The following is a 13,725-nucleotide window of genomic DNA, read 5'->3' as shown; positions in this document are numbered from 1 at the left end:
GTTCGAACATCTGGCAGGCCAAAATGACTGATGGGTGCGCCTGCGACAGTCATGCTGACATGTACCTGACGGTATCCGAAGCTCTGACCCGTGGCTTGTCCGTTGCTGATCCGATCCGCGATGCAGAGACCTTGCCCTTGATTAAGGCCACTGGTCGGGTGCTGGCCCAAGATTGCCCCAGCAAGGTAGACATGCCCGCCTTCGACAATTCGGCGATGGACGGCTACGCGGTCCGGACGGACGATCTGGGTGATGGACCACTTTATGAATTGCCTGTTGCGGGGCGTATCGCCGCCGGGGACAGCGGGTCTCATGCCGCGCCAGCGGGCAGCGCGGTGCGGATATTCACCGGCGCACCGGTGCCTGCCGATTTCGATGCCGTGTTGATGCAGGAAGATTGCGACACGATCGCCAACACAATCCGATTTGACCGCCGCCCCAAGCCCGGCCAGCACATCCGGCGCGCGGGCGAAGACCTTAAGGCCGGTGCTCCGATCCTGCGCCGGGGTTGCGAAATCACTGCGCGCGAGGCCGCCGCGTTGGCGTCTGCGGGCTACCGAGAAGTCACGGTTTTCCGCAAGCTCAAGGTCACGATCTTTTCCACCGGCAGCGAGCTGAGCGAACCCGGCGAGGCGCTGCGTCCCGGTCAGATCTACAACTCGAACCGCTATATGCTGCGAGCGCTGCTGAACAAACCGTGGATCGCTCTGACCGACATAGGCCCGGTCGAGGACGACCCGGCACTTTTGGAAAAGGTGCTTCGCGATGCCTGCGGCGGTGCCGATCTGATTGTCACCACGGGCGGCGTCTCGGTCGGGGATGAGGACCACATGCCGCGCCTCTTCACCAAGATCGGCGGGCAAACCGATGTGATGAAAGTCGCGATGAAGCCGGGCAAGCCGATCATGTTCGGTCGCCGTGGAGGTGCCTTGTATGTCGGTCTGCCGGGCAATCCTGTCTCGGCTTTTGTCACATGGAAAATCATCGGGTCGCAGATGATGGCGCGTCGCGCGGGGTTGCGCCATGCGCCTCAGACGCCAGAGCAGGCCGTTTTGTCAGAACCGCTTGTCCGTCACGCCGGGCGCGAAGAATATCGCCCCGTCACAATCGACGGTACTAACCCCGATGGCACCGTGCGTCTGCATCTGATGGACCCGTCCTACAGCGGAAGGGTCGCCTTGCTGGCGCAGGCCGATGGTCTTGCCGTGATCCCCGCCGAAACCGCGGCCTTGCCAGCCGGACATCGTCTGCCTTTCCTGCGGTTTTGAGCCGCGATGCAAATGCCGAACCTGCCGGTTCCTGATCCCGTCCAATCCCAATGAAAGCGGGTGTGTTCGCATGGCCAGGGAATAATCCTTGTCGCCGAAGATGCCCCGTCGATCACATCCTGTTTGCCGTGCTAACCTGCCTCGACATTCACAAAGATGGCCCACGGATGCGACCATTGCATTGCTACGAACGGCCGAAGTGCGACCGCTTAGGCCAGTGATTTATACATGAATGTCGTGGGTTCGAGGAGATTCTCGAATGGGTTGCGGCAGTATTGCGGAATCTCTCCGGCGATTTGAAATCCGATATTCTGGTAGAGAATCCGCGACGGATCGCTGCTGCGTGTATCCAGGACAAGAAGGGTCCGGCCTAGTTCATTAGCGCGCGCCTCAAGGGCCTGCATGAGCCGCCGGGCAAGTCCGCGACGTCGCGCATCCGGATGAACCAACAGCTTGGCTACGTCCGCCCGATGCGGTTGATTTGGCATGACCGCTGGGATCAGTTGAACGGTGCCCATCACGCGTCCCCGGTCATATGCCACAAACAAATCCAGGCCGTCTGATTGCAGACCGGGGAAGACCTTGTCTTGCCAATATGCCCGCGCCTCGTGTTCTGAGAACGGCAGGATGAACCCGATACTGGCACCTTTGTGCACGCAGGCGTGAAGGATATCCGCCAGATCATCCAGTGTTTCGTCAAAATAGGATTCAGAAAGGCGTGTGATCATATCAGTACCAGAAGATAGCGCGCCGCATGGGTCGAGGGTGTTTGGAACCGTGTCGGACCGGAAAGGTGGTAGCGCAGGCAATCCCCGACACTCAGAGCGTGGGGTGTGTCATCAACAGTCACGGTCAGCTCTCCTTCTAGCATGATCAGGTGATGTTCCTGCCCGGGCCTTGGCGGCGCGTCATACGAAATGGCGGTGTCAGGAGGCAGGTATCCTTCCAATACTTCTCCGCTTAAGCCATGCGCGGGAGGTGAGACAGAGCAGCGCGTGAAACCGGTTTCAGGATCGCGCCACACAGGTTGCCGATCCGTCGGAACGCGCGCATCAAAACTGTCTTCAACCATCATCAACAGCCGCGACATCGGAAGACCATAGGCGGCGCATAACCGACCAAGCGTCTCGGCGGTTGGGCTCACCTCACCCTTTTCCATGCGGGACAGGGTGGCGCGGCTGATGTCGCTGTGTTCGGCCAGTTGATCCAGGGACCAGCCCCGATCGTGGCGAAGTTCGTTCAGGCGGGCAGCAAGGCGGTGTGAAAGGTTGTCGAGCATAGTTCAGATAAGAGAAAATCTCCTGTATATGGGAATATCTCTCAAATCCGATGGATTCTCAAGAAAAAAATGGGCGCGGAAACCAGCGCCCATTCAAACTCTGTTGCCTCAGTAGATTACTTCCAACCAACCTCGTTGAAGATTTTCTGAGCTTCGGGGATATTCTTGGCGACCTTGGACAGGTTCACTTCGTCGGCTTTGAATTCACCCAGCGCGGCGACATTGTCAGCCAGCGCCACGCCCTGAACAGCCGGGAATTCGTCGTTGCCGTTTGAGAAATAGACCTGCGCCTGATCGCTGGCCAGGTATTCCAGGAATTTGACCGCATTGTCCTTGTTGGGTGCGTGGGCCGCAACGCCAGCACCGGACAGGTTCATATGCGCACCTTCTGCATCCTGCGAGGGGAACTGCACACCGATCATGTCGATATCTGCGCTCAGGCCTTTGACATCCTTACGCAGGGCGCGGGCGAAGTAGTACGAGTTCGAAACCGCAATCTCGCACTCACCAGAAACGATACCGCGCAGTTGGTCTGTATCACCGCCTTGTGGGTCGCGGGCCATGTTGGCGACAATGCCTTCGGCCCATTTCTTAGCGGCCTCGGCACCGTGGTTGGTGATGATCGAGGCCAGCAGGGTCTGGTTGTAGGTATTGCTGGACGAACGGATACAGACCAAACCTTCATATTCCGGCTTGGCAAGGTCCAGATAAGTCGCTGGCGGGTTCGCGACCTCTGCCTTGTCATAGAAGATGATCCGCGCGCGCTGCGAGAATCCGTACCACTGGTTGTCTTCGTCTTGCAGGTTTGCGGGGATACGCTCTTCCAAAGTTGCGCTGTCGACAGACTGCAGGATACCGGCCTCTTTGGCGCGCGCCAGCCGCGAGGTATCGACGGTCAGCAGAATATCGGCCGGCGAATTTGCGCCTTCGGCCTCCATCCGCGCGATCAGTTCGTCGGCTTTGCCTTCGATCCGGTTGATGGTGATGCCGGTGGCGTCCTCAAAATCGGAATAGAGGCGCTCGTCAGTGTCGTAGTGGCGCGATGAGTACAGGTTCAGCTCGCCTTCGGCGGCAACGGACGTTGCGATCAGGGCCGTCAGAGCGGCGGCGATACAAGTAGAGGATTTCAGCATCATGTGTCCCAACATTGAAATTCGTGTCGGGCAATAACCCGACTGATTTGGTCAATTAAACGATTCTGAGGGGGATGCAAGAAATTCCGACAAAATTAGTCGGTCAAATGGTCGCGACCCACTGAGTGCTTGCGCAAACCCGCGAAATTGATGTGTAGTTGTTGGACAAAAGGCATCGCCGCCATGCTGAGCATTGGAGGCATATTGACGGTGAACCCATGCCAGATCGCGCAACAACGAGAATTACCGGCAGGTGTTACTGCGGATCGATTACGTTTCATAGCCAAGGCGATCCACTGACGGTCGCATATTGTCACTGCGATGATTGTCGGCGATCCACCGGCGGGCCGGTTGCAGCATTTGCTGCCTTTGACGAAGGCGCGATTGCGTTCGAGCCGAACGAAGGGCAGCGTGTCACCGTCAATCCGGGCGTCACCAGAACGTTTTGCGGGGCTTGCGGATCATCGCTCACGGGGCGCTACGACTATCTTCCGAACCAGGTATATGTCCCTATTGGCGTCATTGACCAGGCAGAGGACCTGCCACCAAGCGTGCACGCGCACGAGGCGGAGCGCTTGTCCTGGCTTCACATAACGGATGAACTTGACCGCGTTAGCGCGACGGCGCGAGCCGCTCTTGGCGCCGCACCGAACGACCAGTGATGGGTACAAGTTCAACAATCACAGTGTGCATCTGAAAAGTGCAGACGACCAAGAAAAAACCGCGCTCGATGGCGCGGCTTTTGGATTTGGTATGCGGCGTTCTTAGCCCTGGCGAGCTTTGAACTTGCGCTGCGTCTTGTTGATCACGTAGACGCGGCCTTTGCGACGCACAACCCGGCAATCACGGTGCCGGTTCTTGAGCGAGCGGAGCGAGTTCTTGACCTTCATGGGTCTGTCTCCAATCTGCGGCGCCTTCATCAAAGACGTGGCCAGCGCCTGGGTTAATCGGGTGCCCCGGAAACCCGGAACAGTGAATTCATGGTGGGCGGTACAAGGATCGAACTTGTGACCCCTTCGATGTCAACGAAGTGCTCTACCGCTGAGCTAACCGCCCATGAAACCTTTGCGTGCCCTGCCCCACAACGAAATGGGGCGCGGAACTCCGCGCCGGTAGCGGGGTCTATAAAAGGAGTCGTTAGGGGGATCAAGGGGTTTGGAAGAACTATTTTCCGGTCTATGTTCAACCCGAACAAGGAGAACCCATGCCCAACGCAGCCTATGCCCTGGATATGCCCGCGGACCGCAGTTCCTGCGTGATATTCTCTTCGCCACATAGCGGGCGAATCTATCCGGCTTCGTTGTTGCAGCGTTCCGTTTTGAACCGCAACATGATTCGATCATCCGAAGATGCCTATGTCGATCAGCTGTTTGACGCGGCCGCATCTTGCGGCGCGCCGCTCATTTCCGCAGCGATGCCGCGTGCATATCTGGATTTGAACCGCAGCGCAGACGAGTTGGACCCGGCTCTGATCGAAGGGGCGCGTCGGCACGGGCACAATCCCAGGGTCGCGTCGGGCCTGGGGGTGATCCCTCGGGTTGTCGCCAACGGGCGTGCAATCTACAGCGGTAAGCTGACCATGGACGAGGCGCGGCTGCGCATCGACACCTACTGGCGCCCGTATCATACCCGTCTGAAATCCTTGTTGGCCGAGTCGCATGATGCGTTCGGGCAGGCGATTCTGATCGACTGTCACTCCATGCCGCACGAGGCCGTTGCGATGGCCGGAACCGGGAGTGGCAAGCATCCCGAAGTGGTACTTGGCGATCGATTTGGGGCTGCCGCTTCCGGCGTGATCGTAGACCAGATCGAAGCCGCCTTTGCGCAAGCGGGCCTGAAGGTGGTGCGCAACGCGCCCTTTGCCGGCGCCTATGTTACGCAAACCTATGGTCGCCCTGCACGTCATCAACACGCAGTTCAGATCGAGATTGACCGTTCGTTGTACATGAACGAAGCCACCATTCAGCCGAGTGGGGACTTTGAGGCGTTCCGCAATATCCTGCGATCGGTAATTGCCGAGATCGCAGGAATAGGTGCTGAACCAGCCCGGTTGGCGGCAGAATAGTCGCTACCTCAGCGCGCGCCCTTTCACGATTGCATCCGTGCCGAACCGTTTTCTGATTTCGTCGGTTGCCCTTTCAGCCTGCGATCGCTGCGAAGCACCCGGATCCAGCAGATCACCTGACACATCCGCGTCCTGGGCGGGGCACAGATCGGACAATCCGCATCCCAAGAGTCGGTAAGGTCCCTGATCGCCGACTTGGTCAAAAAGACCTCGCGCTGTGCGATAAATGCGGTCGGCGATCTGGGTCGCGTCGCGCAATGAAACCCTGCGGGTGATAATCTTGTGGTTGGCCCGTTTGAGCTTCAGCGTTACCACCCGACCGGCCAGACCCTTGGCCTTGGCCCTGTCGGCGACCTTTTCGGCCATGCGCCACAGATGCCCGTCCAGAATGTCCAGATTCGCAGTGTCTTCGAAAAACGTGGTCTCGTTGCTGATGGATTTCATCGGCTCATGGGCCGAGACACGCCGTTTGTCCTGACCGCGTGCAAGGTGCCATAACCGGTACCCCATCGCGCCAAATCGGGCGGTTAGCGCCTCCTGATCCCAGCGCAAAAGGTCCGAAAAGGTACGAATGCCCGCTCGGTCCAGCGATTCTTGCGCGGCAGGGCCAATCCCCCAGATCAAGCGCACCGGTTTGTCGTTCAGAAAATCGGCGGTTTCCGCCTTACCGATGACGGAAAATCCGCGCGGTTTATCGAGGTCCGAGGCAACCTTGGCCAGAAACTTGTTGTGACTCAGACCGATGGACCCGGTCAGACCCAACTCGTCCTTCATACGCTTCACGAGACGCGCCAACATTACGGCGGGCGGCGCTCCGTGCAGCCGTTGCGTTCCGGAGAGGTCCATAAATGCTTCGTCCAGCGAGAGAGGTTCCACATCCGGGGTCAATTCGTCCATCATCGCCCGGATCTGGCGAGAGACCTCGGCATAGACAGACATGCGCGGTTTGATCACTACGGCGTCTGGACACAGGTTTAGGGCTTTGAACATCGGCATCGCGGATCGAACGCCCCGAATGCGCGCCACGTAACAGGCGGTCGACACCACGCCACGTTTGCCGCCGCCAATGATCACCGGTTTGTCGGCCAGATCCGGATTGTCGCGCTTTTCGACCGAGGCATAGAACGCATCGCAATCCATATGCGCAATTCTAAGGTCAAATAGCTCGGGATGGATCGTCACCCTTGGGCTGCCACAGGACGGGCAACGCTTTTGATCAGAAAAAGTGGTCAGGCAATCTCGGCAAAGACCGGGCATGCGGCAAGTTCCGAATTCCTTGGATCAGATGAGCACTCATTTTTACACAAGCTCTGACGTGGAACAAAAGCCCTGAAATAGACCGGCCTTAGGATTTTCGCCTTCGAAAAGAAGACCCCCCGCAGCTGCGGGGGGAAGGTAACGAACCTCAGGAAGAAGCGGTCCGTCGGGGAGTGTCTCGTCCTTAGAGTCGCTCAAAATCGAGGAATTCGGTAGGGTCAAGCGGACGCATTCATAACTCGTGTTTTTCATGTGTGCTTTGAGGCACAGGGACAAAATGGCGCGGAAACTCCAAAAATTGACGCAAGGTCAACTGGTTGGCGTAAAAATTTGGGTCGCTTCGGACAGATTTCCTACCCGATGACCAAAGTTGGCGGCCGGAAACGCATGACTAATTTTGTGGCATTAAGCCCGGTTGGGCATGGCGGCCTGAGGCGAAGACAGTTCGGCCAGAATCGCCTCAACCGCGGCTTTCGGGTCATCCGCCTGATAGATCGGGCGACCCACCACCACATGATCTGCACCGTCGGCAATCGCGTTGGCGGGCGTTGCCACACGTTTTTGATCTCCAAGCTCAGCGCCAGCGGGGCGCACACCCGGGGTTACGATCAAACGACCTTCGGCCTGGGGCAGGGCACGGATCAGTGCGGCCTCTTGCGGGCTGGCGATGACGCCATCTGCCCCGGCCTCAAGCGCTTTGGCGGCGCGTTCCACAACAAGCTCCTGCACGTCGCCCTCTTTCAAAAGGCTTGCATCCAAGTCGTCGCGGTTCAGAGACGTCAGGATGGTCACGGCGAGAATCTTGAGGTCCTTACCCGCCGCCCCTTCTTTGGCAGCCCGCACCACATGCGGGTCGCCATGCACGGTCAGGAAGTCCAGATCGAACTGCGCCAATCCCCGCACCGCATTTTCCACCGTGTTGCCGATGTCAAACAACTTCATGTCCAGAAAGATCCGCTTGCCGTGATCCTGTTTCAGCTCATTAGCCAGCGCCAACCCGCCACCGGTCAGCATGCCCAGCCCGATCTTGTAGAACGACACGGCGTCCCCCAGCCGTTCGGCCATGGCCAGCCCCTGCAGGGCGTTCGGGACATCGAGGGCTACGATCAGGCGGTCATCGGACATGGGGCGGGCTCCGTTTATGGCAAACGTCTGCGTCCTAGCGGGTTCGCGCGCATCTGTCCATGCAGTGCACAGGTTCTGTGATAAGGTTCCGCTATTCTTTGAAAGGGACAAAATGAAAAAGCTTGTCGTGCCATGTTTCTTACTGATGTCGTGTCAGGAAACGCCGTCCGAGACCCCGGTCCCAGCGGTTGTGCCGCCGAATGATGATCTCAGGTTCGTTGGTGGATATCGCGCCACTGATGATGATTGCCAGCTGACCGGAGAAACGGCGTTCACAATTGATTTTCTGGACGATGCGGCGGACTTGGTATCCTGTCCGACCGGCAGTGATGCGGCCGTCTCGTTGGTGGACATGAATACCGCTCGACAGGTGGCGGAAACAGGGGGTTACACGGTCTATTCCGTGCCACGCAGATAATCTACGATGGCTCTTGAACCTTCGAAGATATTTCCCAGATTGAATGTGAGGCCCCAACCCTCGCGTGCCGCCAAGCGGGCGCAGATCATAAGGGGCGCTTGAGACGAAGGAGAACGACATGGACTTGAACAAGTTCACGGAGCGGGCACGGGGATTCGTGCAGGCGGCGCAGACCATTGCGCTGCGCGAGGGGCACCAGAGGCTGGAGCCCACACATATACTCAAGGCATTGATGGATGACGATCAGGGGCTGGCGAGCAACCTGATCACCCGCGCGGGCGGCGCGCCGAACCGCGTGGTTGAGGCATTGGATGCCGCGATGGGGAAAATCCCGAAGGTCAGCGGCGACGCGAGCCAGATTTACATGGATGGCCAGACCGCCAAGGTTCTGGACGAGGCCGAAAAGATCGCCACCAAGGCGGGCGATAGCTTTGTGCCCGTGGAACGGGTGCTGATGGCGCTCTGCATGGTCAAATCCAAAGCCAAGGACGCTTTGGAGGCCGGGGCCGTGTCTGCTCAGAAACTGAACGAAGCCATCAATGATATCCGTAAGGGCCGCACCGCGGACACCGCTTCGGCGGAAGAGGGCTATGACGCGCTCAAGAAATATGCGCGCGATCTGACTGAGGCTGCGGCTGAAGGCAAGATTGACCCTATCATCGGGCGGGATGAGGAAATCCGTCGCTCGATGCAGGTTCTGTCGCGTCGAACCAAGAACAACCCGGTTCTCATCGGGGAACCCGGCGTTGGTAAAACCGCGATTGCCGAGGGCATGGCCCTGCGCATCATCAATGGTGACGTGCCGGAATCCCTGAAGGACAAGAAGCTGCTCGCGCTCGACATGGGCGCGCTGATCGCTGGGGCGAAGTATCGCGGTGAGTTCGAAGAACGCCTCAAGGCGGTTCTGACCGAGGTAACCGACGCCGCCGGTGAGATCATCCTGTTCATCGACGAGATGCACACGTTGGTCGGCGCGGGCAAATCCGACGGCGCGATGGATGCCGCCAACCTGATCAAGCCTGCGCTTGCCCGGGGTGAGCTGCACTGTATCGGCGCGACTACGCTGGATGAGTACCGCAAATACGTCGAAAAAGACGCGGCCCTCGCGCGCCGGTTCCAACCCGTGATGGTACAGGAGCCCACGGTCGAGGACACGATCAGCATCCTGCGCGGCATCAAGGAAAAGTATGAGCTGCACCATGGCGTGCGCATCTCGGACTCGGCGTTGGTCTCGGCGGCGACCTTGTCGCATCGCTATATCACCGACCGGTTCCTGCCCGACAAAGCCATCGACCTTGTCGATGAAGCGGCGTCGCGTCTGCGGATGGAGGTGGACAGCAAGCCCGAGGAGCTCGATCAGCTGGATCGCCAGATCTTGCAAATGCAGATCGAGGAAGAAGCGCTGAAGCTTGAGGACGATGCGGCCTCCAAGGATCGTCTGGAAACCTTGCAAAAGGATCTGGCCGACCTGCAGGAGAAATCCGCCGAGATGACCGCCCAATGGCAGGCTGAACGCGACAAGCTGGCAGGCGCGCGTGATCTGAAAGAACAGCTCGACAAAGCCCGTGCTGATCTGGAAATCGCCAAGCGTGAAGGCAATTTGGCGAAGGCGGGTGAGCTGTCCTATGGCATCATCCCCGAGCTTGAGAAACAGCTGACCGAGGCGGAAAACGCCGAAAGCAACGCCATGATGGCCGAGGAAACGGTGCGACCGGAACAGATCGCATCCGTGGTCGAACGTTGGACCGGTATTCCAACCGCCAAGATGCTGGAAGGGGAACGCGAGAAGTTGCTGCGGATGGAAGACGATCTGCATTCCCGCGTGATCGGGCAGGATGCCGCCGTCACCGCCGTCGCCAATGCTGTGCGCCGTGCGCGCGCCGGTTTGAACGACGAGAACCGCCCGTTGGGCTCGTTCCTGTTCCTCGGCCCGACCGGCGTGGGTAAGACCGAACTGACCAAGGCTGTGGCGAACTTCCTGTTCGACGACGACAACGCGATGGTGCGCATCGATATGTCTGAGTTCATGGAGAAACACGCGGTCGCCCGTTTGATCGGTGCCCCTCCTGGCTATGTCGGGTATGATGAAGGCGGTGTGCTGACCGAAGCCGTGCGGCGCAGGCCCTATCAGGTCGTGCTGTTTGATGAGGTCGAAAAGGCGCACCCGGATGTGTTCAACGTGCTGTTGCAGGTTCTGGACGATGGCGTTCTGACCGATGGTCAGGGTCGCACCGTGGATTTCAAGCAGACGCTGATCATCCTGACGTCGAACCTTGGATCACAGGCGCTCAGCCAACTGCCCGAAGGGGCGGACAGCGCGCAGGCACGGAGGGATGTGATGGATGCGGTCCGGGCGCATTTCCGGCCGGAATTCCTGAACCGTCTGGATGAGACGATCATCTTTGACCGACTCAAGCGGGCCGATATGGATGGTATCGTCGATATCCAGATGGCGCGTTTGCAGAAACGTCTGGCCGCCCGCAAGATCGAACTGGCTTTGGACGGCGGTGCCAAGGAATGGCTGGCCAACGAAGGCTATGACCCGGTCTTCGGGGCCCGCCCGTTGAAACGCGTGATCCAACGCGCTTTGCAGAACCCACTGGCCGAGGCGCTGCTGGCTGGTGAGATCAAGGATGGCGAAGCTGTTCCAGTATCCGCCGGTGCCGACGGTTTGATCATTGGTGACCGGTTGGGCACCTCGGATCGGCCCCGCCCGGATGACGCCGTCGTCCACTGACGGACGTCGCGTACAGGCGCAAAACCAAAAAAGCCCGCCGGTCCGGCGGGCTTTTTCATACCATATAGCCAGATCACATGTAATCTGACGATCAAGTTCGGAAGTTACGCGCCGGTGGGCAGAGCGTTCAGGTCCTGAGCGTTGGAATCCTTCTGTTGGCTGCCCTCACCGATGTCTTCACATGTGATCGGGAATTGCTCATTCGCGTCACAACCGGTGATCGGGTAGGTCTCTTTTTCACCGCAAGCTGCAACAAACAGCACCAGCGAAAGACCAGCGGCCATCTTCATCTTCATCGTTCGTCCTTTCCAAACCTGTATACGTTCTGTCCCGACGCATTCCATGTCATCAATCGGCAGCTTCCGATTGGTCCGTCCCTTTGCGTCGTATCATGAAACTTACGCCTCGGTTTGGCTTTATGGCCAGCATCAATCGCGTACTTGACGCTAGGTTCTGGCGTCAAAAACGCTCAAAACTCAGGGAAAGGCACCCCGTTCAGAATAGTCGCGCAGGGCAAACGACCGCTTTGCGACGCTCAAACGTTACAGCCTCGTCGCCCAAACGTGACGCATGTTGCCTTGGTCCTGTGCTAAGACCGCATTACTTGCTGGCTGAGAAATAAGGATGACGGAGACTTTAATGGCGCATCGCTGGACCAACACACTGACACATGCCGACGTAACCCCCCGGTTGGCGTTTCTGAACCGGCGGCAGGTCATGGCCGGGCTTGCGGGTGTCGGACTGGCTGGTCTGGCGCAGAAAGGGGCCGCCGAAGAGGCACTGGAACCCAACAGCTGGGAAGAAATCACGTCATACAACAACTATTATGAGTTCGGCACCCGCAAGGAGGACCCGGCTAAATACGCCCACACGCTGGTCACTGAACCGTGGAGCGTCAAGATCGACGGGTTGGTAGACCGTCCGGGCGAGTATGACTTCCAGGACATTATGTCCGAGATGACGGTGGAGGAGCGCATCTACCGATTCCGCTGCGTCGAGGCGTGGTCGATGGTCATCCCGTGGAACGGTTTTGAACTGGCGGACTTGCTGAACATGGCGGGTGTGCAGGAAGACGCAAAATATGTGGCTTTCGAAACGGCGTACCGACCCGACGAAATGCCCGGCGTTCAATATCCGGTGTTGGATTGGCCTTATCGCGAAGGTCTGCGGTTGGACGAAGCGATGCACCCGCTGACCATTATGGCCACAGGTATCTATGATCGGCCAATTCCGAACCAGAACGGAGCGCCTTTAAGGCTGGTGGTGCCGTGGAAATACGGATTCAAATCGATCAAATCGATTGTTCGGATTACGCTGACTAATACAGAGCCGCCGACCAGTTGGAATATGGCCAACGCGCGTGAATACGGATTTTACAGCAACGTGAACCCAAATGTTGACCATCCACGCTGGTCGCAGGCGTCCGAACGCACGATTGGCGGGGGGTTGTTCTCGAAACGTATTCCGACGCTGATGTATAACGGCTATGAGACCGAGGTTGCGGGCCTTTACGAAGGCATGGATTTGTCGAAATACTACTGACCGCATGCAGACCATTAACCGGATACTCCGCCATATCCCCGTCTGGGCCGTCTATCTATTGGGGGTGCTTCCTGCCCTGTGGCTCTTCTATCTTGGCCTGACCGGCGGTTTAGGCGTCGATCCGATCGAGGCGTTGGAGCATCGGTATGGCGAACTGGCGATTCAACTTCTGATCAGTGTTCTGGCTGTTTCACCCCTACGCCGCTTTGTGGGATTAAACCTTTTCAAGTTCCGCCGCGCTTTGGGTGTGCTGAGCTTTGTCTATGTCAGCTTGCATTTGTTGGTTTGGTTGGTCCTGGACGTGCAGATTCCCAGCCAGATTTGGGCAGACATCGTTAAGCGACCTTATATCACTGTGGGCATGGCGGCCTTCGTCCTGATGATTCCGCTTGTTGCCACGTCGAACAACATGTCCGTTAGGCGTTTGGGTTCACGATGGCGCAGTTTGCAGCGCCTTGTTTATCCCGCAGCTATTCTGGGTGGCGTGCATTATGTCATGCAGGCCAAAGGGTTCCAGATTGAACCTCTGCTCTATCTGGCAGTGATCTGTGGTTTGCTGGCACTGCGCGTTCCGTTTGCAGCCTTCCTGACTCGGTGGAGGCAAGCCGATTCCACGTGATCCGGCCCCGAGTCTGTGGGTAAGCTTGTGCAAAACCTGTTTCCCGAGAAAATGCCTGACGATTTAAAGCCCAAGTGGTCGCTGGTTGCGAAGCAAAGTCATTGATTCAATTTATAAAAATATAAAGTACGTGATTTTTTGCCATTTTCCGATTTTTCTTCTTGCGGTCCGGAAGCGTTATACTTAGAACGCCCTTCACCGGCGCAGCTGAGGTTGTTGTTGGGGCGCTGGGAACGGCGCGGACGCATCGGAGAGACGGTGGGACGCTCGGGAGAGACTGGG

Annotated in this window: 15 protein-coding genes and 1 tRNA gene; 7 read left to right on the top strand and 9 right to left on the bottom strand. The window is 58.1% G+C overall.

Annotation, left to right across the window (positions count from 1 at the left end; all coding sequences use genetic code 11):
- The first annotated feature begins 23 nt into the window (after window positions 1–23).
- A complete protein-coding gene (locus tag ACR0CR_RS14405; protein WP_480600191.1) occupies window positions 24–1,268 on the top strand; it encodes a molybdopterin molybdotransferase MoeA in 1,245 nt (414 codons plus the stop codon).
- A 209-nt stretch (window positions 1,269–1,477) separates the two neighbouring features.
- Here ACR0CR_RS14405 and ACR0CR_RS14400 read toward each other — a convergent pair whose 3' ends face one another.
- From ACR0CR_RS14400 to ACR0CR_RS14390, 3 genes are all read right to left on the bottom strand, one after another.
- Window positions 1,478–1,996 carry an N-acetyltransferase family protein gene (locus ACR0CR_RS14400; RefSeq protein WP_480600189.1) on the bottom strand — a complete coding sequence of 173 codons (519 nt, stop codon included), beginning with the start codon at window positions 1,994–1,996 and terminating at the stop codon, window positions 1,478–1,480.
- The gene (locus ACR0CR_RS14395; protein WP_480600187.1) at window positions 1,993–2,547 is read right to left on the bottom strand and encodes a helix-turn-helix domain-containing protein; all 555 of its coding nucleotides are present in this window, start codon (window positions 2,545–2,547) and stop codon (window positions 1,993–1,995) included. Before ACR0CR_RS14395 ends, ACR0CR_RS14400 begins: the two co-directional genes overlap by 4 nt.
- 116 nt (window positions 2,548–2,663) lie before the next feature.
- The gene (locus tag ACR0CR_RS14390; protein WP_480600185.1) at window positions 2,664–3,680 is read right to left on the bottom strand and encodes a Fe(3+) ABC transporter substrate-binding protein; all 1,017 of its coding nucleotides are present in this window, start codon (window positions 3,678–3,680) and stop codon (window positions 2,664–2,666) included.
- Window positions 3,681–3,898: 218 nt separating this feature from the next.
- Here ACR0CR_RS14390 and ACR0CR_RS14385 point away from each other — a divergent pair, with 218 nt between their 5' ends.
- Window positions 3,899–4,342: a GFA family protein gene (locus tag ACR0CR_RS14385; protein WP_480600183.1), complete on the top strand. Its 444-nt coding sequence runs from the start codon at window positions 3,899–3,901 to the stop codon at window positions 4,340–4,342.
- Window positions 4,343–4,444: 102 nt separating this feature from the next.
- Here ACR0CR_RS14385 and ykgO read toward each other — a convergent pair whose 3' ends face one another.
- Window positions 4,445–4,570 (bottom strand): type B 50S ribosomal protein L36, encoded by a 126-nt coding sequence (ykgO, locus tag ACR0CR_RS14380; protein WP_005648635.1) that lies wholly within the window; start codon window positions 4,568–4,570, stop codon window positions 4,445–4,447.
- A gap of 91 nt (window positions 4,571–4,661) precedes the next feature.
- Window positions 4,662–4,736: transfer RNA gene (locus ACR0CR_RS14375), tRNA-Val, on the bottom strand.
- Between the two features lie 148 nt (window positions 4,737–4,884).
- On the opposite strand from ACR0CR_RS14375, the gene ACR0CR_RS14370 reads away from it, so the two are divergent.
- Window positions 4,885–5,745, top strand: coding sequence for an N-formylglutamate amidohydrolase (locus tag ACR0CR_RS14370; RefSeq protein WP_480600181.1), 861 nt, complete (start codon window positions 4,885–4,887; stop codon window positions 5,743–5,745).
- A gap of 3 nt (window positions 5,746–5,748) precedes the next feature.
- On the opposite strand, the gene ACR0CR_RS14365 is transcribed toward ACR0CR_RS14370, so the two are convergent.
- On the bottom strand, window positions 5,749–7,002 hold the full coding sequence (locus ACR0CR_RS14365; protein WP_480600179.1) for a DNA polymerase IV: 1,254 nt from the start codon (window positions 7,000–7,002) through the stop codon (window positions 5,749–5,751).
- Between the two features lie 405 nt (window positions 7,003–7,407).
- Window positions 7,408–8,127, bottom strand: coding sequence for an orotidine-5'-phosphate decarboxylase (pyrF, locus tag ACR0CR_RS14360; RefSeq protein ID WP_480600177.1), 720 nt, complete (start codon window positions 8,125–8,127; stop codon window positions 7,408–7,410).
- 112 nt (window positions 8,128–8,239) lie between these two features.
- Between pyrF and ACR0CR_RS14355 the strand changes: the two genes are divergently transcribed.
- Window positions 8,240–8,545, top strand: coding sequence for a hypothetical protein (locus ACR0CR_RS14355; protein ID WP_480600175.1), 306 nt, complete (start codon window positions 8,240–8,242; stop codon window positions 8,543–8,545).
- A gap of 118 nt (window positions 8,546–8,663) precedes the next feature.
- Window positions 8,664–11,282, top strand: coding sequence for an ATP-dependent chaperone ClpB (gene clpB / locus ACR0CR_RS14350; protein WP_480600173.1), 2,619 nt, complete (start codon window positions 8,664–8,666; stop codon window positions 11,280–11,282).
- Between the two features lie 104 nt (window positions 11,283–11,386).
- Here the strand turns inward: clpB and ACR0CR_RS14345 are convergent, their stop codons facing one another.
- Window positions 11,387–11,578, bottom strand: a complete 192-nt coding sequence (locus tag ACR0CR_RS14345; protein WP_480600171.1) for a hypothetical protein — start codon at window positions 11,576–11,578, stop codon at window positions 11,387–11,389.
- A 343-nt stretch (window positions 11,579–11,921) separates the two neighbouring features.
- Between ACR0CR_RS14345 and msrP the strand changes: the two genes are divergently transcribed.
- Window positions 11,922–12,824, top strand: a complete 903-nt coding sequence (gene msrP / locus ACR0CR_RS14340) for a protein-methionine-sulfoxide reductase catalytic subunit MsrP (RefSeq protein WP_480600570.1) — start codon at window positions 11,922–11,924, stop codon at window positions 12,822–12,824.
- 4 nt (window positions 12,825–12,828) lie between these two features.
- Entirely contained in the window at window positions 12,829–13,443 is a 615-nt protein-coding gene (gene msrQ, locus ACR0CR_RS14335) for a protein-methionine-sulfoxide reductase heme-binding subunit MsrQ (RefSeq protein WP_480600169.1), read from the top strand.
- 98 nt (window positions 13,444–13,541) lie between these two features.
- On the opposite strand, the gene ACR0CR_RS14330 is transcribed toward msrQ, so the two are convergent.
- A partial coding sequence (locus ACR0CR_RS14330; RefSeq protein WP_480600167.1) for a hypothetical protein occupies window positions 13,542–13,725 on the bottom strand: 184 nt, incomplete at its 5' end.

The sequence above is a fragment of the Ruegeria sp. AM2 genome (assembly GCF_056540685.1).
Note: the sequence above shows the minus strand (reverse complement) of the source record. Positions and strands in the feature narration are given on the sequence as shown.

What these genes read in the sequence shown, in the direction of transcription:
- ACR0CR_RS14400 (WP_480600189.1), bottom strand. Translation starts at nt 1,996, where the DNA reads ATGATCACACGCCTTTCTGAATCCTATTTTGACGAAACACTGGATGAT.
- ACR0CR_RS14405 (WP_480600191.1), top strand. Translation starts at nt 24, where the DNA reads ATGACTGATGGGTGCGCCTGCGACAGTCATGCTGACATGTACCTGACG.
- ACR0CR_RS14345 (WP_480600171.1), bottom strand. Translation starts at nt 11,578, where the DNA reads ATGAAGATGAAGATGGCCGCTGGTCTTTCGCTGGTGCTGTTTGTTGCA.
- msrP (WP_480600570.1), top strand. Translation starts at nt 11,922, where the DNA reads ATGGCGCATCGCTGGACCAACACACTGACACATGCCGACGTAACCCCC.
- ACR0CR_RS14385 (WP_480600183.1), top strand. Translation starts at nt 3,899, where the DNA reads ATGCCAGATCGCGCAACAACGAGAATTACCGGCAGGTGTTACTGCGGA.
- ykgO (WP_005648635.1), bottom strand. Translation starts at nt 4,570, where the DNA reads ATGAAGGTCAAGAACTCGCTCCGCTCGCTCAAGAACCGGCACCGTGAT.
- pyrF (WP_480600177.1), bottom strand. Translation starts at nt 8,127, where the DNA reads ATGTCCGATGACCGCCTGATCGTAGCCCTCGATGTCCCGAACGCCCTG.
- ACR0CR_RS14365 (WP_480600179.1), bottom strand. Translation starts at nt 7,002, where the DNA reads ATGCCCGGTCTTTGCCGAGATTGCCTGACCACTTTTTCTGATCAAAAG.
- ACR0CR_RS14370 (WP_480600181.1), top strand. Translation starts at nt 4,885, where the DNA reads ATGCCCAACGCAGCCTATGCCCTGGATATGCCCGCGGACCGCAGTTCC.
- ACR0CR_RS14390 (WP_480600185.1), bottom strand. Translation starts at nt 3,680, where the DNA reads ATGCTGAAATCCTCTACTTGTATCGCCGCCGCTCTGACGGCCCTGATC.
- ACR0CR_RS14355 (WP_480600175.1), top strand. Translation starts at nt 8,240, where the DNA reads ATGAAAAAGCTTGTCGTGCCATGTTTCTTACTGATGTCGTGTCAGGAA.
- clpB (WP_480600173.1), top strand. Translation starts at nt 8,664, where the DNA reads ATGGACTTGAACAAGTTCACGGAGCGGGCACGGGGATTCGTGCAGGCG.
- msrQ (WP_480600169.1), top strand. Translation starts at nt 12,829, where the DNA reads ATGCAGACCATTAACCGGATACTCCGCCATATCCCCGTCTGGGCCGTC.
- ACR0CR_RS14395 (WP_480600187.1), bottom strand. Translation starts at nt 2,547, where the DNA reads ATGCTCGACAACCTTTCACACCGCCTTGCTGCCCGCCTGAACGAACTT.